The sequence below is a fragment of the Mesorhizobium sp. LNJC405B00 genome (assembly GCF_000502615.1).
In the GTDB taxonomy this organism is placed as follows: Bacteria; Pseudomonadota; Alphaproteobacteria; order Rhizobiales; family Rhizobiaceae; genus Mesorhizobium.
Map to the genome: position 1 here is coordinate 206,970 of NZ_AYWC01000003.1, position 21,925 is coordinate 228,894.

The window sequence follows — 21,925 nt, forward strand, 5'->3', positions numbered from 1 at the left end:
CGCCCGAACCCGTGCTGGTGCTGGCGGTCGTATCGCCAGCTGTATTCGAGGATCCCGACGTGCCGGTGGTTGTACCCGAACCAGTGCTGTTGCTGGCCGTGGTGTTACTGCCGGTCGAACCAGAGCTGCCTGAAGTGCCGGTGGCTGTGCCAGAGCCGGTGCCGATACTCGCCGTTGTATCACTGCCGGTCGAAGCCGAGCTACCTGACGTGCCGGTCATTGTGCCAGAGCCAGTGCCGTTACTGGCCGTCATCCTCGAGCAGTCGGAGCGAACCTGTGCCTGCTGTTCAGAGCTCAGGGACGACCAGTTCTTGCGGATCTCATCCTGCGACAGAAGTCTTCCCGAATTGGCGTCGCTGAAGAATGAGCCGGAGAGCTTGCTGTCCCAGCCGCTCGGGATACCGCTTTGGCCGGAGCCGGACGTAGAGCTCATACTGGACCCGGCCGATGAGCCGGACGTTCCGTTCGTGCCGCTGGATGTTCCCGACGACTGCGCCAAGGCCGCGGTGGCGAGACAGAGAGAGATCGCTGTAGCTGTCAAAATCTTACGTTTCATGTGAGTCTCCTTTGGGGTTCGACGCCGTTGCGGCGTCGAATCCTAATCCCGAGGAAAGGCACTTGTTCCTGTAAAGAGTGGAATTCGATGTCATGATCCTTGTGCACCAGCCTTGGCCTCGAATGCGATGCCGGAGCGCTTCAACGACGACTGACGCCTCAGGCGAGAGCTGTCCGCTACTGGGTGTTAGAGGCGATATGCGGAACGCTTCCCGAATAGTTGGGTGCCACCATCGGGTAATTGCGAGGCAGGTTCCATTTGGTTCGGTAATCGTCCGGATTCATGCCCAGTCGGCCAAGGTGCGAACTGCGTCGGGTCTCGGTTAGAGACAGGAGGGTGGCCTTTGCCGCGGCGTATAGCTCGACATGCGGAGCTCGTCTCGACCGCGCACACTCAATATATTTTACGATGACGCCCCCAGATGTCATATGAGCGAATGCCTTTCCGGCGAAATAAATTGCTCCCAGCAGGTCGACGCTCAGCACCTTCAGCCAGCCCGCTCTAGTGAATGCCTCAATGGTTAAAGATTATCAGGCCGGCGCGTTGTTGACGATTATCACCAACCTGCCGAACGCGTGAGCGCAAGTCGACAGCACCGTGATAGCGGCCTCCCCGGCGCGCCCCTTGTCGAACCGATGCGCGCCTTCTCGACCTTGCCTCAACCCACGTCGGCTCACCCGTGCACCTTCGGTGCCCAACCGCATGGCGATGGCCAGTCCAATGCCGCTTGCAGCACCGGTTACAATGCAGTCTTGTTATCCAGGCGCATCGGGTTCGACCGCTTTCTGGGGAGCAGCAAGTGGTTCAGTCCAGCCTTCAGCGACCCGATCCACGCTCAGCAGGCTGCGCGCATAATCCTGTTGCGCGCGAACAATGGCATCGTCTTGCTGTGAGGGAAGAAAGACCGGCAAAGCAAGGCAGACACTTTGTGTGGCCAACAGCTTGTTCCAGTTCGCGATCAGCGCCTTGAAAGCGCGCCCCACCGCCCTCGGATTTCGGTCGAGGTCATAGAGGCCGAGCGGATTCATCCGTCCGTTGTTCTCCCGAAGCGCACTGTCCCAGTCCACCTGATCCGTCAGCGAGTACCAGGTGAAGCCTACGATGGGGATGCCATCGTTGCGGATCCGCAGCACGTTGGCCCACTCTTTCCACAGCCAATAGACGGCCTCGTCTCCATTGGGGCCTTCGCTGATGTTGGTCTCCGTATGCATTACGGGAAGCCGGTAGCGGTTGAAGTACTGCCGCGTGATCTCGTCATAGCCAAACACCTCGCCGGACCCGGACGTCGTTCCGTCTGCCCAAACCCGATGTTCGTTGGTCTGGTAATAGTCGGTGCCCATCACGCAATGCCTGCGCAGATGGCTCTCCAGGAAGAAACTGTATTCTTCGGCCGTCATCCCGTTTTCGAGAAGATAGCGATAGGTGTGCGCGTCGACGTCATGACCGTAGTTGAGATCAAGCGACAGGAAACGCTCGCTGTTGAACCGTTCCGCTCTGCCGACCGCCTCGGGAGAATCGGCGTGGAAGTATTCCGAGGATTCGCTCTGTATGAAGATGGCGTCCGGCCGCACCTCGAGGATCGCCCGCATGGCAAGCACGTTCGCCTTCACGATGTGCTTGAGGGCGGTGACGAAAGCAGTGTCGCTGCTCAGTTGTTCGTTCCACCATCCCCAGCGAGCCGAAAAGGTGGCGCAGATGAACATCTCATTTATTGGGGTGAAGAGCTGGATCCACGGATAGCGCATCGCGAAATCCCTGGCGTAGTGCTCGAATAGTGTCGGAAAGTCCGGGTTTTGGAAGTTGCCAACCCAGTCCGGCACGCCAAAATGGCAAAGGTCGACGATCGGAAGAATGTCTTTCGCCTTCAGGTCCGCGAAGGTCTCATCGGCGAATGCCCAATCATAACGTCCATCACCCAGCCACGTTTTGTGGATGGGAGGTCCGTAGCGGAGGAAATGCACCCCGAGATCCTGGACCAGTTCGAAGTCGGTGCGCCATCGTTCGTAGAAGCGGCATTTTCCATTTCGTCGACGCGCTCCCGGCCTTGTCGAATGGTGGGGGTGCTGTTCTCGATGCCGGTGGCAAACATGAACGTGAACATTGATGGTCCTTAGCCAAGGCGGAGATGCCCGCGCTTGGTCAAACGTTCAGTGCTCGACGCAGTTCCTGCAAGACTGCTTGTCAAGTTCGGTAGGCGCCTGACAACCACGTGCCTGAAATTGGCGGAATTCTATCCCACGGTTCAAGCGAGCAGCTTGCGCCGAACATGGTCGGACTATGCTGGACGGAGATGTCGGCTTCGGGCCAGACCAGTTGGCGTCAAACGCGCCTTTGCAAGTGAAAGCGGTATGGTAGCTATCCACGTTTGCAAACTGCAAGCGGACGTTCCGCTGCCGGCCCCATTTGAGCCATTCACTGGGAGGCAGACCCGCGGTACATCTCCAATATTCGAAGCCAATAGTTAGTCTCGTTCATCGTCCTTTGGTTCGACAGACCCATACGAGAGAATACGAGAGATATGGACCGGCGAACCATCCGCTGTATTGATCTCCTGTAGAAAACAGTGACCCTCAGAGACTAACATGATCGTTATTTGTCAATGCGCTACGAAGCTGTTCGCCCAATTGATTCAAGAAGCTGATCCAGCCACTCCCTGACCGCATTTATCTTCTGCCGAACGGCAGCAACGCGCCTGAATCCTGCCTCCGGATCAATGTTCGCGTGCGCAAAAACGGCCGCTCGCGAACATACATTGACAGGTCCAGTTCCGAATAATAAGTTCGGTCATAGAACGAATTAACCGGAGTTCAATGTGACTGACCTGCCACGCATATCCCGTCAGTTCTCACAGCGCTCCGTGATGGAAGCGATCGTCCAGGGCGGGCCGATCTCCCGCGCCTCGATCGCCAAGCTGACGGGCCTGTCGAAGCAGACCATCTCCGAAATCATGCGCGGGCTCGAGCAGGAGGGCTGGGTCCAGGAAACCGGCCGCACCAGCGGCCATGTCGGGCGCACCGCCGTCACCTACGAACTGGTCCACGACGCAGCCTATATCATCGCCGTCGACCTTGGCGGTACCAAGGTGCGGGTCGCGCTGACCGACCTTGCCTGCCAGATCTTTGCCGAAGCCGCCACACCGACCGATCCGCGCGGCGGCCAGTTCGTCGTCGATCAGATTGCAGCGCTGGCCTTCGATGCCGCGGCCAGACAGCACGTCGCGCGCAAGAAGATACGCCTGGCCGTCATCGGCGCGCCTGGCGCTCCTGACCCGGCCACCGGCCGCATTCTAATGGCGCCGAACATTGCCGGCTTCGACACAATGAATGTGCTGGATGCCTTCGAAGAAGCGCTCGGCGTCGCGGTGATGATCGAGAACGACGTCAATCTCGCGGTGCTTGGCGAGAACTGGCTCGGCCAAGGCCAGGGCATCGACAATCTCGCCTACATCGCGCTCGGCACCGGCATCGGCAGCGGGCTGATGCTGGGCGGCGATCTGGTGCGGGGTGCTGGGCACGCCGCCGGCGAGATCGGTTTTATGCCGATCGGCGCCGATCCCTTCGCCGAGGAATCACTGCGCACCGGCGCATTCGAACGCGCGGTGGCCACCCACGCCATGACCGATCGCTACCACGCCCTCACCGGCAGGCAGGTCTCGGTGCCGGCAATTTTCGAGAATGCCGCGCTTGGCGACAAAGACGCGCTCACCGTGCTCGACGAAACTGCCCGCCATCTGGCGCAAGGCGTTGCGGCAATCGCGGCGATCGCCAATCCAGAAAAGTTTATCCTCGGCGGCTCGATTGGGTTGCGGCCCGAAATCCTGTCCAGGGTGCAGGCGCTTCTGCCGCTATGCTTCCCCTATCCGGTCAGGGTCGAGGCGAGCGAACTCGGCGCACGCGCAGCCCTCATCGGCGCGGCGGCAATCGGCCTTGGCCAATTGCACAACACGCTGTTCGGCGTCGACGCGCCTGATGGCCGGATTTCGCTGCCGCCTGCCCAGGCCGCCGCGCTGAAGGAGGCCGCGATATGACTCACGATATTACCGCCCGCCTGCAGGCAGCGCTCGACCGTGACGACGCACTAACGCTGTTTCGCCGCGCCATCGGCCGAGAGAGCATCACCGGCAACGAAGCCAACTTCGTCGACTTCCTCGAGGCCAGGATGCGCGACCTTGACCTCAGCGGCCTGACCAGGACGGAATTCCTTCCTGGGCGGCCCAACATCTGGGGCGAGCGCAAGGGGGCCGATCAGGGAAAGCGCCTGCTGTTCATCGGCCATACCGACACCGTCCACGTCGACGGCTGGCGCGAGCATTGGGCAGGCACCGAGCGTGAGGATCCGTTCGCCGCCCCGATCATTGATGGTGCTGTCTGGGGCCGCGGCTCAGGCGACCTCAAGGCCGGCATCACCGCTTCGCTTGCTGCACTCGCGCTGCTCGAAAAGGCCGGCATTCGCCTCAAGGGGGACGTCGCCTTCGCTTTCGTCGGCGACGAGGAGAGCGGCCAGCCCGGCACCGGCATTTCCGCCGGGATCAAGCACTTCGTCGGGCGCATCGAGGCCGGCGAGATCACAGCACCCGATTTCACCGTCTATGTCGAGCCGACCCGCCTGGCCGTCTATGCGGCGCAGATCGGCTTCTTCATCACCGATATCTCGATTACCGGCAAATCCGCCTATTTCGGTGTGCCAGAACTCGGCAAGGATGCGCTCCGTGCAAGCCATGCCGCGATGACGGCGCTTTGGAAGCATTCGGATGAGGTCGCCGCGCGCGCCGAGCACAAACTGGTCGGGCGCGGCTTCCTGCTTATCACCGGGCTTGCCGGCGGCGGCTACATTGCCGTTCCCGAGCGCTGCACGCTCTCGCTGATCCGCAAGCTGTTGCCTGGCGAGGACCTCGACACCGCCGCTGCCGAGATCGAGGCTGCCGTGCGCGGCGCGATCGCCGATCCGGATATTTCGGTAGAGTTCGCCTACCCCGCCGGCCGCGACCACAGGCTGGGCGGCACCGCTGCCGAGATCGGCGAAACGCGGGCGGAAGTCGCCATGCTGTCCGACGCGATGGCTGGCGCAATGAGCGGACGCGGCGTCATCGAGGGCGCACCGTTCTGGTCGGAGTCCCCCTTCATCATCAATCAGCTCGGTATTCCTGCCGTCTATTGCGCGCCCGGCGACATCAGGAATTGCCACACATTCGAGGAGCACGTCGATGTCGAGGAATATTTCGCCGGCATAGTCGGCTTCGCCGCCTTCATGGCCCGCTATTGCGGCGTGGCCGACTGAACCACCAACGAAGCAAAATGGGAGAACTGACATGCCGATGAAGACACTGATCGCCGCCGCCTTTGCCGGCGGATTGATGCTTGCCGCCAACCCAGCTTTCGCACAGACGGTCGGCCCGCAGGGCGAGAGCGCCACGCCGAGCGCCGACGTGATCCTAAGCGATGCCGACATCGCCGCGCTCAAGGACAAGGGCTACAAGGCTGCCTTGCTCTGGCACACCTCGTCCGATTTCACCAATGCGGTAACCGCCGGCGCCACCGACGAATTCGCCCGCGCCGGCATCACCATTGCGGTCAAAACGGATGCCCAGTTCGACTCCGCCCGCCAGCGCAGCGACATCGAGACGGCGTTGGCCGCCAAGCCCAACGTCATCTTGGCGCTGCCGCTCGACCCGGTCACCTCGGCAGAAGCCTTCCGCCAGGCGGTCAAGGACGGCACCAAGTTGGTGTTCCTGTCGAACTTGCCCAAGGGCTACAAGCAGGGCACCGATTACGCTTCGATCGTGACTGACGATCTATTCCAGATGGGCAAGCAGGCTGCGGACGCGATGGCCAAGGCGATCGGCGGCAAGGGCAAGGTCGGCTACATTTTCCACGACGCTGCCTACTACGTCACCAACCAGCGCGACCAAGCCTTCAAGACCACCATCGAGAAGGTGTATCCCGACATCAAGATCGTCGCCGAACAGGGCATATCCGACCCGGCCCGCGCCGAGGAACTGGCCAACGCGATGCTTTTGCAGCATCCCAATCTCGACGGCATCTACGTGACCTGGGCCGAGCCGGCCGACGGCGTGCTGTCGGCGCTACGCGGCGCCGGCAACGCCAGGACCAAGATCGTCACGCTCGACCTCGCCGAGCCGGTCGCGCTCGACATGGTCAAGGGCGGCAATGTCGCAGCCCTCGTCGCCGACAAGGCCTATGAACTCGGCCGCGCCATGGCTGCTTCCGGCATGAAGTCGCTGCTTGGCCAGCCGACACCGGCCTTCGTCGTCGCCCCGGCCCTGACCGTCACCAAGGAGAATGTCGCGCAGGGCTGGAAGGACTCGCTCAACCGCGACGCGCCGCAGCCGGTGCTCGACGCGGCGAAGTAAGGCTCTCGCTCCGGCGCGGCCCGCCGCACCGGAGCTTTCTTCGACACAACAAAAAGGGAACCGGGACATGCGCAAAGCATCTGTAATCATAACGACAGTGGCGAGCCTGCTAGCCATGCACGCCTTCGCCGCCGAAGGCGTCACCACAGGACCGAATGGTGAAAAGCCGGTGCCGGCGAGCAGTCTTACGCTGACGCCAGCCGAAGAGCAGCAGATCAAGGACGGCAAGTTCACCGCCGCCCTCGTCTGGCACGAGATGAGCGAATACACCAACGCCGTCAACGCCGGCGCCCATGACGAATTCAAGCGCCTCGGCATCGAGGTGGTGGCGCAGACCGATGCCGGTTTCGACGCCGCGCGACAGAAGGCCGATATCGAGACGGTGATGGCCAAAAAGCCGTCGATCATCCTGTCGCTTCCCGTCGATCCGGCGACCGCAGCTTCGGTCTACGATCCGGCACGCCAGGCCGGCGTCAAGCTCGGCTTCGTTGACAATTCCCCGGCCGGCTACAAGCAGGGCAGGGACTATGTCACCATCGTCTCCGACGATCTCTTTCAGATGGGCAACAAGGCCGGCATCGCCATGGCCGAGGCGCTCGGCAAGAAAGGCAAGATCGGCTACATCTTCCACGATGCCGACTTCTACGTCACCAACCAGCGCGACCAGGCCTTCAAGAAGACCATCGAGCAGGACTATCCCGATATGAAGATCGAGGCCGAGGCCGGCATGGCCGACCCGGCGCGCAGCGAAGACATCGCCCAGGCGATGATCACCCAGCATCCGGACCTGGACGGCATCTATGTCACCTGGGCCGAACCGGCGCTGAGCGTGCTTTCGGCATTGCGCGGTGCTGGCAACACGCACACCAAGATTGTCACGCTCGACCTCAACGAGCCTGCCGCGCTCGACATGGTCAAGGGCGGCAACATCGCGGCCCTCGTGGCCGACGAGGCCTACAGCATTGGCGTGACGCTGGCGCGCGCCTCGGCAGGTTCTCTGGTCGGCAAGAAGGCCGAACCATTCTATGCCGTAGATTCCATCGCCGTCACCAAGGACACGGTGAAGGACGGTTGGAAGAAGTCCCTCAACAGGGACGTACCGGCGGCTATCGCGGACGCGGTGAAATAGGCTCGAGGCGAAGCGCTCACCACCGGAGGATAAAATGTCCAGTGCCAACACCAGCGCCGGTAGCAGCTTCGCCAGCCGCTTCAATCTGCAGCAATATGTCGTCTACCTCGGTTTCCTGGCGATCTTCCTGTTCTTCGCCATTGTGCTGAGGGACAGCGGCTTCCTCACCGTCCGAAACTTATCGAACATCGTGTTGCAGACGACGCCGGTGACGATCATGGCCATCGGCCTGGTCTTCGTCATGTCGGCCGGCGAAATAGATTTGTCGATCGGCTCGATCGTGGCGGTGGCGGCCCTTGCAGCCGCCGTCACCATCAACGCGTACGGCATGCCGGCAGGGATAGTCGCCGGCCTCGGCGCCGGCCTGCTGATCGGCGTCATCAACGGCGTGCTGGTGGCGTATGTCAGGCTGCCTTCCTTCCTGGTGACGCTGGCGACGCTCGGCCTGTTCGCCGGCGTTTCGCGTTCGATGACAGACCTTCGCTCGATCTCGGTGACCAACGAAGCGTTCACCGGCTTCTTCGGTTCCGGCTCGCTGCTCGGTGTCCCCTCACTCGTCTGGTGGTCGGTGATTGCCGTGGCCATCGGCCACCTGGTGTTCCGCGAAACCCGTTTCGGCGCGCATGTGCTGGCGACCGGCGACAATGCCCGCGCCGCAAGCGTATCGGGCATCAGCGTGCCCAGGATCAGGCTCGCCGTGCTGACCATCAGCGGCGGGCTCGCCGGTCTTGCCGGCTTGCTCTATGCCGGTCGCCTGCAGGCGGCGAAATATACTCTCGGGGAAACCGACCTGATGACGGTCATCGCCGCCGTCATCGTCGGCGGCACGCTGCTCAATGGCGGCAAGGGCTCCGTGGTCGGCGCGCTGGTCGGCTCGTTGATGATGGGCATGCTCAACAACGGCCTGATCCTGATGGGCCTGTCGGTCTCCGACCAGATGATCGTGCGCGGCCTCATCATCCTGACCGCAGTCGCCGTGTCGCTGCGCGAAAAGAACCGCTGAAGGAAGCCATCCATGTTTCTCGACATTTTGCGCCGCCGCAACCCCGCCTTCATCGAATCAGCTATCCGGTTGCACCAGCAAGGTAAGCTGCCGGCCAATGCTTATGTGCTCGATCTCGACACGGTTGAGGCCAATGCGCGGGTTCTCAAGAGCGAGGCCAACCGCAACGGCCTGAAGATCTTCGCCATGACCAAGCAGGTCGGCCGCTCCTCGTCGTTCTGCCGGGCTGTGATGCGCGGCGGCATTGACCGCGCGGTCGCCGTCGACATGGCTTGCGCCCGCGCCACCCACAAGGCAGGCATGAAGCTTGGCCATCTCGGCCATCTCCAGCAGGTCGCAAAATTCGAAGCGGCGGCTGCGGCGAAAACCTTCAAGCCGGACTACTGGACCGTGTTCAATGATACCAAGGCTGGGGAAGCGGCAACAGGCGCCAAGGCGGCCGGCTATGTGCAGCATCTGCTGGCCCGCATCGCCGCCGAAGGCGATATCTTCTATCGCGGCCATGAAGGCGGTTTCAATGCCGCCGACATTATCGATGTCGCCGACCGGCTGGATGCCGTCGAAGGCGGCCGTTTCGCCGGCATCACCACTTTCCCTGCTCTGCTGTTCGACCATGCTTCGCGGAAAGTGCTGCCGACCCCCAATCTGGCGACGCTCGCGAAAGCTGCGGAAGCGTTGGCCAAGGCAGGCCGCAAGGACATTGAGATCAACGCGCCGGGCACCACGTCGAGTGTCATGCTGGCGGCACTCGCCGAGGCTGGCGCGACGCAGTGCGAGCCCGGCAATGGACTGCATGGCACCACCGCGCTGCATGTCATGGAAGATTTGCCGGAGCTGCCGGCGGTGCTCTATCTCACCGAGGTCTCGCATCTCTCCGGCGGCAAGGCCTATTGCCTTGGCGGCGGCTTCTACATCGATCCGATCTTCCCCGACTACGACGTCAAGGCGATCGTCTCGGCTGAACCGACGACGGCAGGCTCGGCACTGCGCAGCGTCGAGGTGCCGCCGCCCTCTGCGATCGACTATTACGCCATGATCGATGCCGCCGGCGCGAACGCGCCGAAGCCTGGCGACAGCGCCGTGTTCGGCTTCCGTGGCCAGGCCTTCGTCACCCGCGCCCATATTGTCGGCGTGTCGGGCATTTCGACGGACAATCCGAAAGTGGAAACCATCGAGAACGGCTTCGGTGAACCCTATGCCTGGCCAGTCTAGGAGAAACACATGACGGTGAGCGCGCCCATCCTTCAGCTGCACGACATTCGCAAGAATTTCGGCGGCATCACCGCGATCGACAGTTTTTCGCTCGAGGTTTTCCCGGGCGAGATCGTTGCACTCGTCGGCGACAACGGCGCCGGAAAGTCGACGCTGGTCAAGATCGTCTCGGGCGTCCACCCGCCCTCGTCCGGCACCATCGTCATCGAAGGAAAACCGGTGACGATGTCGAATGCCACCATGGGGCGCGCGCACGGCATCGAGGTCGTCTACCAGGACCTGGCGCTGGCCGACCAGCAGACGGTCTACATGAACATGTTCCTCGGCCGCGAGCCGCTGAACCGCCTCGGTTTGCTCGACCGCCGCCGCATGATCGACGAGACCGAGAAACTGGTGAAGGAACTGGACGTGCGCATCCCCTCCGCCCACGCCACTATCCGCGATCTCTCCGGCGGCCAGCGCCAGGGCGTTGCGATCGCGCGCGCCACGCATTGGGCAAGCAAGCTGATCCTGCTGGATGAGCCGACGGCGGCGCTGGGCGTTGCCGAAACCGCCCGGGTGGAGGCTATCGTCCAGTCGCTGAAGCAGCGCAATGTCGGCATCCTGATCATCAGCCACAGCCTCGACCAGGTCTTCAAGCTCTCCGACCGCATCTGTGTTCTCAGGCGTGGCAAGCAGATTGGAATTCGCGAGACCGCGAAGACCGATAAGAACGAGATCATTGCCATGATCACCGGCCTGCAGCAGCAATAGCAGGAACCTCTCTGAGAGCCCCCGCCCGAGATCCGGATGTTGTCGGCGATCACACGATCGATCAACTTGTGCCGCCTGGTGATCGCCATCGGCCCGTCCTGGTCGTAGCTGCCTTGCCACTCCGGATGCGGCGCCAGCAGCGCTGGCACATACATCGTGTCGGCCGAAATCATGCGCTGTTCCTTGCCGGAGTTTGCGAGGTAGACCGAGTGGCCGGGCGTGTGGCCGGCGCAGCGATGATCTGGAAGCCGGGCGCGACTTCGGCGCCGTCATGGATGCTGCTGGAACTGCTGCGTCTGGTGAAGTTGCCTGCATCGCCTGAATTTCTCCAGGCGTATCCGCACCAGCTTTCTGGCGGCCAGCAGCAGCGCGTTGGCATCGCTATCCCAGTCTCGACTTGATAGGACCTATGCAATGTATGGCGGCGCCGACATCACCGTGCCGCCCGGCGGCGTCAAGCTGTCCGGTTTCGGTCGCGACAAAGTCGCTGCATGCGCTGGACAGATACACCGTCTCAAAACAGCTTGGATTTCTCTGGGCTGCCCGTTTCTCGCTAAGCGCTGCCGAGGATGAAATCGGCGCACCGATCGGCGATCATGATCACCGGCGCGTTGGTGTTGCCGCTGATGAGACGCGGCATGATCGAGGCGTCGCAGATGCGTAGGCGCGGCACGCCGCGCACGCGCAATTGCGGGTCGACCACCGCCTGGTCATCGGTGCCCATCCGGCAGGTGCCGCAGGGGTGATAGACCGTCTTGGCGTGTTCGAGGATGTGGTCTGTTATGGACTGATCGGAAAGGTCGGCGGCCCCGCCCGGCGACAGCTCCTCGGCGATCACCGCCTGCAGGGCCGGCTGACGCAGGATGGTGCGGGCGATCTTCATGCCGGCGAGCAGCAGGGCAACACGCAAGATGCGACGGCAGGCTTTCCCTACGAAACCCGCTTCGAGGATCTGGAATATCTCACCACCGGTCGCACCGATCTGGTCTCGGCTCTTATCAACAACGCCTACACCTCCATTCCCATTCCTCATTCTTTTGTCTTCCTGCTCGTGCTGGCGGCGGTGATGTAGGTCGTTCTGCACCGTACCGCCTTCGGACGATATCTCTACGCCGTAGGCAAAAATGAAGAGGCCGCGCGGTTTTCGGGAATCCGTACCGGCCGGGTTATCATCTGCGCCTATGTGATCTGCGCCGGGCTGACGGCGCTGTCATCCATCTTTCTCGCAATGTACACACGCTCGATCCTGCCAAGCTCGCACGGCAATTTCTACGAGCTCTACGCGATCGCCGCCGCCGTCCTTGGAGGGTTCTCGTTGCGGGGCGGGGAAGGCTCAATCATTGGTGTGGTGCTTGGAACGATCTTGCTGCAGGTGCTTCAGAACCTTGTCAATCTTCTAGGCATTCCCTCCTCACTCAACTTTGCCGTGAGTGGATCGGTGATCCAGATCGGGGTACTGGCCGACCAGGAATACACAGCGTTTCGAAAGCGCCGCGAATTGATGCGGGGCCGGCTCGCAACCGCCGAAGGTAGGCTGTGATGCCCGAGCCGGTGAAATAGGTTGTTCACGGCAGTTGCGATCGCCGACCGGTTGGCTGCTTGCGCCCGGGGGGCAGCCGAAGGCCAGGATCTAAAACGCCGCAATATTGCCTCTCGAGCGGCTCCTGCTTCGAAGGCAGTCGCCGCAATGTCGATGCAGTCGGCTCATGATGTGCCGAGTTTCGATCTCGCATGGCGATGTAACTTATGCGATCAGCCCGTACTGCCGTGCCTTGTTGCGCAAGAACGGCAGACCGTTGCCCATCACAACCGCTTCACTCTCGGCCACCGGACGCCACACGCTAAGGCCAAACGCCAGACGCGGATCCATGTTGATGAAGCTCTCCATCGCGAGCCCGCCCTTGAAGCCGATCGCGGCCAGCGTCGCGAACGTCTCATCCCAATTGCAATTGCCCTCGCCCGGGGTGCCGCGATCAGACTCGGAGAGATGGATATATTTGAGGTAATCGCGGGCGGTGATAATGCCGTTGCCCATGCCCTTTTCCTCGATATTCATGTGGTAGGTATCAAGGTGCACGAACATATTGTCGGCGCCCACTCGTTCGATCAAAGCCACCGCCTGAGTCGCGGTGTTGATGATGTGGTTCTCGTAGCGGTTCACGGCTTCGACACCGAGTTCGATGCCGCGAGACTTGGCTTGCGCGGCGGCGGACGTCATCACTTTCGCAATGTTATCAAGTTCGTCCTGCGTAGGTGGCACGCCAGTACGCTCGCCGATGCCGCCATAGATTACGCCGCATAGCGCCTGGGCTCCGATGTCGGCCGTCTTGTCGATAGCCACCTTGAGAAAGTCAATCGCCTCCTGTGGGTGGCGCGATGCCCACGCATATTCGGGCAACCCTAGCGAGCACACCGCCTGCATGCCATTTGCCGCCAGCAGCTTGCGGGTGTGATCGGCATCGCAAGAAAATGGGTCGGCCAGCGAAATTTCAATGAAATCGAGATCGTATTTTTTCACCGCCGCTACAGTGTGCTCGGCGCCCTCTACGGACCAACCACTCGTCCACATGCTCGTATGAACGCCAAAACCCTTCATCGTGTTATCCTCATGAAATTGAGCTGCCCGGCAGCCCACCGCAAGATCATGACGCCGATCAGCATGATGCCCCAAATGGCTGTGGCCAGGTGCTGGCTGGCGCCCAAGAGATTCAGTCCCGAAGAAAGCAACTGCAAAACGATGAGGGCTAGGAAGACCGAAACGACCTTGCCGAAGCCGCCAAACGGATTCACCCCGCCCAAGAAGCAGGCAAGCACCGTAATCAGCACATAGGACTCGCCATGGCCGACACGGACGGAATTGAATCGTGCCATCATGATAATGCCGGCCAACGCACACATGGCGCCAGACAGCGCGTAGATCAGAATGATCACGCGTCGCGTCGAGATGCCGGAATAGCGCGTCGCCTCGATGTTGGAGCCGACCATGTAGTTTGAAAAACCAAGCCTGGTTCTGGTCATCAAGACATGCCACACGACGACCGCGCCGAGCAGTATCAGCAGGGGTACAGGAATGCCGACGATGCTGCCGTGGCCGAGCGGCTGGATGAACTCGGGAAAGCCCGAAATATCTGCGCCTCGGGTCAGGAACTCGCCAAGGCCGCGCAGGAAAATCATCACCGAGAGCGAAACGAGGATGGGGTGCGCGCCGGTATAGGCTATCACCGGGCCCATGACCAAGCCGCTTGCCGTGCCAACGCCGACCGCAAGAACGGAACCGAGTAGAAAGGCATAGATGCTTGCGTCCGGTCCTCCGTTGGCCTGAAGAACCCAGGCGAGCGTGAGGCCACAGAGATTGGCCGTGAACGTCACGGCGAGATTGATTCCGCCCGAGATGATCGGCATCAACATCGCAAGCGTAAGCAGTCCAAGTTCAGGCAACTGGAAGGCCACCGATTCAAAAGTAGCTTTGGACAGGAACCGCGGCGAGAGGGACCCGAAGAATGCAACCACCAAAATCAATGCCAGCAAAAGCCCGATATTCTCGGCGCCCAACGTGCCGGCAAGACGGCGCAAGAATCCGTGCCGTAGCGCTCCAGTTTCGAGCACGCGCTGCGTCATGTACCCATCCTCTGCCGCAAGCCCGCGAGGATGAGCCCGAGCGGGGCGTTGGACAGCGTGATGGCAATCAGAATGATCGCCCCGACGATCATCTTGAAAGCATAGGGCGAGATGCCGAGGAGGTTCAGCCCGTTTTGCGTCACCGACACAAGAAACACGCCAAGGATGCAACCGAGCACGGTGCCGCGCCCGCCACCCAGTCTGGCACCGCCAAGGACTACCGCTGCCAGCACGTCCAGCTCGCGCCCCACCAATGCGTTGGGCACGACTTCCTGGGAATAGTGCACCTGCACAAGTCCCGCGATCCCGGCCATCAAACCAAGCCAGCCGAAGGCAATGAAGTGCATCGCCGCGATGTTGATACCGAGGCGACGGGCGCCCTCCGGGTTGTCGCCAAAAGCGTATAGCTGCCGTCCCGTGGTGGTATACCGGATAAGCCCCCAGGTGGCGGCGACGCAGACCGCCATGATCGCAACCGGCAGTGTTAGCTCGGCCCAATTGCCATTCGCCTGTTTGAACTCGAAAAGCACAGTGCGATGCGTCCACCATGCAGGCAGATTGTAGATCGATACACCGTGCGTGAAGAACATCAGCAGGCCGAAAAAAATATTGAAGGTGGCGATGGTGACAACGATTGAAATGATCTGGAAATAGTAGATGAGGCCGGCGTTCACCGCACCCAGGGCGATCCCGACAATTGCCGCCAAGGTGAGGCCGATGAACCAATCACCACCTCCCATTTGGGCTAGAGCCAGCGCCACGACGTATTGAACCACTGACGCGGCCACAGCGAAGGAGATGTCGATGCCTCCCGCGATCAACACCACCAGCAGCCCAACCGCGAAGATCAGATTTGTCGAGCTTGTGTTGAGCAGGTTGAAGAGATTGGCAATGGTGAAGAATTTGTCGCTCGCAACGGAGAGACCTGCGCTCATGATGAGAAGAACCACAACGAGCCATGTCTCGGTGGGATGAGCCCGGAAGAGCTTGCCGCGGTTACGCATAGACGGCAGCTTCCAGGTCACCGAGCGAGATGGCGTGCGGGTCGTATTCGGCGACTATCTTGCCCGCGGCCATATGGAGGATGCGATCGGCGTTGAAATAGACCTCCGGCACTTCATCGGATATCAGCAGAATCGCCAGGCCTTCGGCAGCGAGCTTGGCGACAATCTCGAAGATGCCGGCCCGTGCGCCAACGTCCACCCCCACGGTCGGCGAATCAAGAATGATCAGTTTCAGTCCGACCGCCAGCCATTTGGCGATGGCCACCCTTTGCTGGTTGCCGCCTGAGAGCGTGGAAATCGCATCGGTCTGCCGCCCGACTTTTATCGCCAATTCCTCGATCCAATGATTGACGAGCGCATCCTTCTTCTCCGAGGAGATCAGCCCTCGATCAAGGATCTTGTCGAGCACCGGGATAACGGCGTTGTCGGCGATGGACTGAGCTTGTATGAGACCAAGGGACAAGCGGTCTTCGGAGAGATATCCAATACCCGCGCGGATTGCGTCGCGGTTGGAGTTCAGATGAAGAACCGTCCCGTTGAGTGCGATGCTGCCGCGGTCTGGGCGCAGCATGCCGAAAATCGAAAGCGCGAGTTCTGTGCGACCGGCGCCGAGTAGCCCGGTCAGGCCAAGCGTTTCACCGCGCCGTATTGTCAGCGAAACGTCGTCATAGTCGCCTGCGCGGGTCAATCGGTCGATCTTCAACACGACGGGTGATCCACTAAGGTTTCTCGTGCTCACGGTTTGGTCGAAAGTCTTGCCGGTCATTACTTCGGTGAGGCGTGATTGGGTCATTCCGGCGGTCGGGAACACCCCAACGACCTTACCGTCGCGCAGAACGGTGACGCGACTTGAGATCTCCAGAACTTCTGCAAGGCGATGGCTGACGAAGACGATAGCCATGCCTTCATTCGAGAGTGTTCGAACGATCGCGAGCAACCGGTCTGTTTCCGATTGAGTAAGCGACGATGTGGGCTCGTCCATGAAAATAACCTTCGCATCGCCGGCGAGCGCCCGGGCGATGGCGACGATCTGACGTTGGGCGATTGCAAAGCTACGCAGAGGCGCGTCGACATCGAGGTCGGCGCCAAGCCGCGCCAACAGCCCTCGCGCCACCTCGCGAATGCGCGAATGATCGACGAGCCGAGGCATGTTGCCGAGGACAGTTCTGATCCCGATATTTTCCGCGACTGTCATTTCAGGAAACAGTGCGAGGTCCTGCCAGATGACTTCCACCCCGGCGCTGCGCGCCGCAGCCGGCGACATGATGTCGACAGACTTTCCGGCGATCGACATGTTTGCGCCGCCTAGCGGCTGACAAACGCCGGTGATTACCTTGATCAGGGTGCTCTTGCCGCTGCCGTTCTCACCGGCGATGCATTGCACTTCGCCCGGGAGAACCTCGAAGGCGACATCCTGGAGGGCTCTAACGCCACCAAATGTGACGCTTATGTTGCTAAACGACAGAACCGGTGGGAGGTCCTGCGTCGTAGACGCGACGAGGTTCACGGCGGGCCCTTCTGAAATGACAAGGATGGGGCGTGCCGGGATTGATCTGCCACCCCGGCACGCCAGCCATGGTCCGCCATCTAAAGCCCTAGGGCTGCAAGACCATCGACCGTTTCGACCGTGATAGGCTGCACAGCGTCCACGATGATGGTGCCGGTTTTGAAGTCAGGGTGAACGACACCCAGACCTTCGATCGTCATGCCGTCGGTGATTTCACCGCCGCCCGCCAGAAAATCAGCCATTGTTACGAATACTTTGCCCGCTTCCAGAGGATTCCACATGTAGCCGCCGTCAATAATGCCGGACTTGAGCATTGCGCTGCCTTGGCTAGGCGAGAATGAACCGACAAGAACCACCTTGTCACCAAGCTTCTGCTCCTCGATCGCGCGTCCGGCGCCGATCGGTCCCTGACTGCCGAACGTCAGGAAGCCGCCGAGGTCAGGATTGGCGGCAAGCACATCCAGAGCCGTCTTTCGGCTGTCATCGGCGCTCTCGGCGACGCCATATCTGTCGCCAACCATCTGCATGTCGGGAAAGTTCTTCTTCAGGTAGGCGATTGCAGCATCGGCCCAGGCATTGTGTGCGGGCACGGTAAGAGAACCCACGTACACGACGTACTTGCCTTTGCCGNTTGCAGCATCGGCCCAGGCATTGTGTGCGGGCACGGTAAGAGAACCCACGTACACGACGTACTTGCCTTTGCCGCCCATTTTCTCGGCAAATAGTTTGGCATGGGCCTCACCGAAACCAACGGCCGAGACCATTTCGAAGTCCCAATCAGCGTTCACCTGGTCCGGCGATTCATGGGTTATGACCTTGATGCCCGTGTCGCGCGCCTTTTTTAGAACCGGCTCGAGAACGTTTGCATCATTCGGCACGACGCCAATTACGCTGACGCCCTGAGCTATCAGGTCTTCGATCGCGCGGACCTGAAGTGCCGGGTCGGCGCTGGTCGGCCCGACCATGAAGCCGTCGTCGCCAAGCTCTTTCGACTTTTCCTTTATTCCCGTTTCCATGGCATTGAACCAGGGAATGCCGCCGATCTTCACGACGACTCCAACCTTGATGTCCTTCGCCAGTGCAGCATCCATTGTGGCGACCGAAAGGGCTGCGCCGAACGCTGCCGCGAGTATAGTTTTTGCTAACATTTAGTTCCTCCCTGATTGACGAGTTTTTGGGTTGCCTATTGCCCATGTCGGCTTTGTTTGGCCCACCCCTTTGGGCCCTACGGCATTGACGCACTCGGCGCCGCATTCCTCCCAGAACGCGCCATAAAAGACTTTGAATGCCGGCCGGTCAAGGTGCTAAATAGATTTAGCAAGGCGGTCACGCCACCAGCGTCTAAAAACATTTCTCGATTGATGTAAACGATCCGCCCTTTCGCACTCAGGCTGCACCCGTAGAAACGACATGCGATCCCCCGCGAGCCTTGGTGGAGGCGGTGCTACCCAGATCCGAGGTGCTGATGAACGGAGTTGAACTTCTGCAACGATGTCTCGTGACAAAGAATTGCTAGTGGTCGATGCTCGATTTGGATGCCGAATCCCAATCTTCTTGGGCGCCGTCATGCTCTCCGGTTCGCCCAAAGCTGGTCGGTACGGTCACCAGCGGAAAGTGGTCTATCGAATAATTCTCCAGAAGCGAAAATCCTTCAGCAATCATCACCTCGACATTCTGTCGGACCATGGTCACATCGAAGGGCAAATGCGCCGCGAATGGATCCCAGTCGAAGCTTCCGACAACAACCCGTCCAAGCTCACTTGAGGCTAGCGTCGAAGTGAACCGCAATGTTCCTTCAAGAGCGGTCACGCCGTTGACGAACATACCTGAGGGCAGATGCCCAAGCTGAGCGTATCGTGCAGCGAGAGACCGAGCAGCGTTGGTCGGTGCGTATCCGCAGCAGTCAATCGTGCCCGGGCCCGTAACAATCCCATGCGCTGCCAGCGCATCGTGAAAACCCAGCAAACGGCTACGTGTTGCGTCATCATCGCTGACCCCGCCAAAGAAGAAGAGATCTTCGGTGGAGCCCCCTCGTTCTTTCAATTTCTGAACAATGATCTCTGTGAGCGCCTTGGCGCCCCCGTAGTTGTCAGAAACAACTGAGGGAGCCCGGCGGCCTGGCAGATCGATGTTGATGCACCGGACGCCCGCTGCCCGGCACAGATCATTCAGCGGATCGGGGTCACGAACGCCCGCAAGGAAGAGAAATTCCACCTGCTGGGCCAGCAGGGTTTCCGTCACACTCAACTCGTTATCAGGATTGCGATGGGTGCTGACGACGATCGGGCACAAGCGGTGGACGCGGGATTCCGCTTCAAAGGCTTCGGCCAATCCGGCGAAGAAGCGATTGCGGTAATGTGGCAAGATCATTCCAGCGAGCCCGGATCGGGAAAGCCGCAATCCTCGTGCCTTGAGGTTGACAGCATAGCCAAGCCGCTCAGCCCAATCGAGGATGGTCGCTGCGGTTTCCGCCTTGATCCGGTGCTGTTGCCACGAGCCATTGAGGACGAGACTAACCGCTGTCGGGGACAACTTTGCCGCCACCGCGATGTCATAAATCGTTGACTTGCGTCGGACAGACTTTCTCGCCATTCGTGACGCTCCTACTAGCAGATGCAGTAGACGCTAGTGCGGGGTCAAGGCAACATCTCTAAATTGCGTCAAACGGTTTGAGCGACCCCACGGAAGGACGCGGCCTCTCGTGCCTCCGGTCCGGTCTCCCTGATTGTCTCGATCGTTGCAATGGCAGCGCCAGGGAAATCGGCAGATTTGGGATTTTCCGTGAAGCTTCGTTCAGCGTCACTGGAGACACCAACCCCAGTGTTTCGGCTTTGGTCTCCCCGATGATCAATCACCTTGCAAAGGTCGACGAGAAGTTTCGATCAGTTTGGAGCCCACCGTTGGCGATGGTCGGGCGCACGCGTCACGATCGAGTCCTCCGTTTCAATAGCGGGAAGATGAAAGTTTTGGGTTTCTGAGTCTCTATCTGGCCCCAAAAAGGGTGCTGCCGGATGCGCCTTCGTCTCCGGGCGTTGTTTGCGTGCTTGGCCGAGGTGCCCTTGCTTGGCAAGTTCCTTCCGCGACAAGGGTCTGCTCGACAGCATTTTCGTCGCTATTGCCAATGCGGAGCCACGGAGGATCAAAACCGGTTAGCAGCATGATGCCGACGGTTCAGAGCAAGCGACTCAGATTCCCGATTTGCTCAGAGTCTCCCAGCCTGTGGCTCTCCGTGCAGCGGGCCTTGAGCGTCTGGCTCGACCTTTTTGAAAGCTCGCCTCCAATCGCTGGACGAGTTTGGCGGCAAGGCTAGTCGTCTCCATCGGTGTTATGATCGATGCCAGGGAGGCCGCCTGGACCATGGCGTGAACTCATTGCCGTATGCTGGCAGTGCAAGGCAATGAACTGACTGCACAACATGTAGGTGCATTCGTGGATCAAATTTCCAGATAGCCAAACAGCGCGCGTATCTCGATTAGGTGGCAAGGAGTTGCGAAAGCTATGTTCGCGGTTTGAGAATCGTCCGATATGCCGCACAACGATGCCGGCAAGACGAGCCGAGAATGATCTGACGCAATGTTCAGATCCAAGAAGGACGGTTACCTGTGGCCCAGAAAGGAATCACACTAAAGGACGTTGCCGCAGCGGCTAAGGTGTCGCGCGCCACGGCCGCCCGGGCGCTCAACAGCTATGGTTACGTTGGCGACGAGACGGCGCTCCGCGTGGTTGAGGCAGCCGAAAGGCTGGGCTATCGGGCCAACCTCGTCGCGCAGGCGCTGCGCAGCGGACAATTGCCGATCATAGGCTTCGTGCCCGGCGATATCCAGAATCCGTTCTTCGCCCGAATCGCGCACGACATAGAGGTGGAACTGCGCAAGCACCGCCACAATCTTCTGATTGCCAGCAGCGAGGAGAATGTAGAACAGGAGAAAGAACTGCTTGAGAGCCTTCGCTCGCTCAGCATTCGCGGCTTCATCCTTGCCCCAACGTCTGCAACCGACAGCCAGCATATTGTGCAACTGGCCCGCGAAGGCGCACCGATCGTGCTCATCGACCGCGTGGTAAAGGACCTGCAATGCGACAGCGTCGTCGTCGACAACGAGGGCGGGGCACGCGAGGCAGTGGACTATCTGGTTGGCAACGGTCACCACCGGATCGGTCTTTTGCGCGACGAGTCACGCATCTTTACGGCACAGGAACGCTTGGCTGGCTACGAAAACTCGCTTCACTCGCATGGGATCGCAATCGATGAAGCGCTCATCGGCGTATCGCGCTCGACCGTCGAGCACGCCATCGAAGCCACGATCCGCCTGTTCAGCCGGCGCAATCGCCCCACCGCACTGTTCACGGTGGACAGCCTCATGACGCAAGGCGCGCTTCTTGGCCTGCGTTCAATGGGGCTCTCGATTCCGCATGACGTGTCGGTGGTTGGCTTCGATGACTTCAACCTCGCCACGTTCACCGATCCGCAGATAACGGTCGTGGCGCAACCCATCTCCGAGATCGGACCGCTCGCCGCCAGATACCTGCTGGAGCGGCTTGCCGGCAAAAAGGTTGCACCGCGCCGTACCCGATTTCAGACCCGCTTGATCGTACGCGGCTCGGTTGCCCGGCGCGCTGTGCGCTAAAGAGCAAACCCCTCGATTTCGGAGAATTTCGTCTAAAGGACTTGCCATTGGCGAAATTGCGTGCCCATTATTGCTTGTGAGATCGATCTCACATCGGGAAACGAGCTAGACGGCCCACCGACGCCTAAGGCGGGCTAGAGGCCTGTAA

Annotated in this window: 17 protein-coding genes and 4 pseudogenes; 11 read left to right on the forward strand and 10 right to left on the reverse strand. The window is 60.5% G+C overall.

The genetic code is table 11. The features are described from left to right. The first annotated feature begins 11 nt into the window (after positions 1-11). Positions 12-560 (forward strand): hypothetical protein, encoded by a 549-nt coding sequence (locus X756_RS157705; protein ID WP_023667727.1) that lies wholly within the window; start codon positions 12-14, stop codon positions 558-560. A 172-nt stretch (positions 561-732) separates the two neighbouring features. On the opposite strand, the pseudogene X756_RS1000000169725 reads toward X756_RS157705, so the two are convergent. Together X756_RS1000000169725 and X756_RS01000000165305 are read right to left on the reverse strand one after the other, a co-directional pair. Next, positions 733-858: pseudogene (locus tag X756_RS1000000169725) on the reverse strand (MucR family transcriptional regulator); the annotation flags it as partial. A gap of 453 nt (positions 859-1,311) precedes the next feature. Further along, on the reverse strand, positions 1,312-2,517 hold the full coding sequence (locus X756_RS01000000165305) for a family 1 glycosylhydrolase (protein ID WP_348529818.1): 1,206 nt from the start codon (positions 2,515-2,517) through the stop codon (positions 1,312-1,314). A gap of 851 nt (positions 2,518-3,368) precedes the next feature. On the opposite strand from X756_RS01000000165305, the gene X756_RS157700 reads away from it, so the two are divergent. The 7 genes from X756_RS157700 (at position 3,369) to X756_RS157670 (ending at position 11,023) form a co-directional block, all read left to right on the forward strand. Next, the gene (locus tag X756_RS157700) at positions 3,369-4,583 is read left to right on the forward strand and encodes an ROK family transcriptional regulator (RefSeq protein WP_023729111.1); all 1,215 of its coding nucleotides are present in this window, start codon (positions 3,369-3,371) and stop codon (positions 4,581-4,583) included. Beyond that, positions 4,580-5,833, forward strand: a complete 1,254-nt coding sequence (locus X756_RS157695; protein WP_023729112.1) for a M20/M25/M40 family metallo-hydrolase — start codon at positions 4,580-4,582, stop codon at positions 5,831-5,833. The genes X756_RS157700 and X756_RS157695 overlap by 4 nt, the downstream gene beginning before the upstream one ends. 31 nt (positions 5,834-5,864) lie before the next feature. Beyond that, positions 5,865-6,926, forward strand: coding sequence for a substrate-binding domain-containing protein (locus X756_RS157690; RefSeq protein WP_031237930.1), 1,062 nt, complete (start codon positions 5,865-5,867; stop codon positions 6,924-6,926). 67 nt (positions 6,927-6,993) lie between these two features. Continuing rightward, positions 6,994-8,055, forward strand: a complete 1,062-nt coding sequence (locus tag X756_RS157685; RefSeq protein ID WP_023729114.1) for a substrate-binding domain-containing protein — start codon at positions 6,994-6,996, stop codon at positions 8,053-8,055. Between the two features lie 34 nt (positions 8,056-8,089). Beyond that, positions 8,090-9,058 (forward strand): ABC transporter permease, encoded by a 969-nt coding sequence (locus tag X756_RS157680; RefSeq protein WP_023686847.1) that lies wholly within the window; start codon positions 8,090-8,092, stop codon positions 9,056-9,058. Between the two features lie 12 nt (positions 9,059-9,070). Then, positions 9,071-10,270 carry an alanine racemase gene (locus tag X756_RS157675; RefSeq protein ID WP_023729115.1) on the forward strand — a complete coding sequence of 400 codons (1,200 nt, stop codon included), beginning with the start codon at positions 9,071-9,073 and terminating at the stop codon, positions 10,268-10,270. 9 nt (positions 10,271-10,279) lie between these two features. Next, the gene (locus X756_RS157670; RefSeq protein WP_023729116.1) at positions 10,280-11,023 is read left to right on the forward strand and encodes an ATP-binding cassette domain-containing protein; all 744 of its coding nucleotides are present in this window, start codon (positions 10,280-10,282) and stop codon (positions 11,021-11,023) included. Between the two features lie 23 nt (positions 11,024-11,046). Here X756_RS157670 and X756_RS1000000169730 read toward each other — a convergent pair. Then, a pseudogene (locus tag X756_RS1000000169730) lies at positions 11,047-11,300 on the reverse strand (MBL fold metallo-hydrolase); the annotation flags it as partial. Positions 11,301-11,304: 4 nt separating this feature from the next. Between X756_RS1000000169730 and X756_RS1000000170340 the strand changes: the two are divergent. Next, positions 11,305-11,418 (forward strand): annotated as a pseudogene (locus X756_RS1000000170340) (peptide ABC transporter ATP-binding protein); the annotation flags it as partial. A 158-nt stretch (positions 11,419-11,576) separates the two neighbouring features. On the opposite strand, the gene X756_RS1000000167195 reads toward X756_RS1000000170340, so the two are convergent. Further along, positions 11,577-11,906 carry a GMC oxidoreductase gene (locus tag X756_RS1000000167195; RefSeq protein WP_023692322.1) on the reverse strand — a complete coding sequence of 110 codons (330 nt, stop codon included), beginning with the start codon at positions 11,904-11,906 and terminating at the stop codon, positions 11,577-11,579. Positions 11,907-11,927: 21 nt separating this feature from the next. Here X756_RS1000000167195 and X756_RS1000000167200 point away from each other — a divergent pair. After that, positions 11,928-12,563, forward strand: a pseudogene (locus X756_RS1000000167200) (ABC transporter permease); the annotation flags it as partial. A gap of 204 nt (positions 12,564-12,767) precedes the next feature. Here X756_RS1000000167200 and X756_RS157660 read toward each other — a convergent pair. From X756_RS157660 to X756_RS157635, 6 genes are all read right to left on the reverse strand, one after another. Beyond that, complete coding sequence (locus X756_RS157660; protein WP_023710095.1) at positions 12,768-13,619, reverse strand: sugar phosphate isomerase/epimerase family protein; 852 nt, start codon at positions 13,617-13,619, stop codon at positions 12,768-12,770. Continuing rightward, entirely contained in the window at positions 13,616-14,641 is a 1,026-nt protein-coding gene (locus X756_RS157655; protein WP_023729121.1) for an ABC transporter permease, read from the reverse strand. Before X756_RS157655 ends, X756_RS157660 begins: the two co-directional genes overlap by 4 nt. After that, positions 14,638-15,645 (reverse strand): ABC transporter permease, encoded by a 1,008-nt coding sequence (locus tag X756_RS157650; RefSeq protein WP_023729122.1) that lies wholly within the window; start codon positions 15,643-15,645, stop codon positions 14,638-14,640. Before X756_RS157650 ends, X756_RS157655 begins: the two co-directional genes overlap by 4 nt. Further along, positions 15,638-17,152 carry a sugar ABC transporter ATP-binding protein gene (locus X756_RS157645; protein ID WP_023729123.1) on the reverse strand — a complete coding sequence of 505 codons (1,515 nt, stop codon included), beginning with the start codon at positions 17,150-17,152 and terminating at the stop codon, positions 15,638-15,640. Before X756_RS157645 ends, X756_RS157650 begins: the two co-directional genes overlap by 8 nt. A gap of 80 nt (positions 17,153-17,232) precedes the next feature. Continuing rightward, entirely contained in the window at positions 17,233-18,300 is a 1,068-nt protein-coding gene (locus X756_RS157640; protein ID WP_023729124.1) for a substrate-binding domain-containing protein, read from the reverse strand. A gap of 364 nt (positions 18,301-18,664) precedes the next feature. Next, a complete protein-coding gene (locus tag X756_RS157635; protein WP_023667744.1) occupies positions 18,665-19,744 on the reverse strand; it encodes a LacI family DNA-binding transcriptional regulator in 1,080 nt (359 codons plus the stop codon). A 1,010-nt stretch (positions 19,745-20,754) separates the two neighbouring features. On the opposite strand from X756_RS157635, the gene X756_RS157630 reads away from it, so the two are divergent. Then, entirely contained in the window at positions 20,755-21,777 is a 1,023-nt protein-coding gene (locus X756_RS157630; protein ID WP_023667745.1) for a LacI family DNA-binding transcriptional regulator, read from the forward strand. The last annotated feature ends 148 nt before the right edge of the window (positions 21,778-21,925 follow it).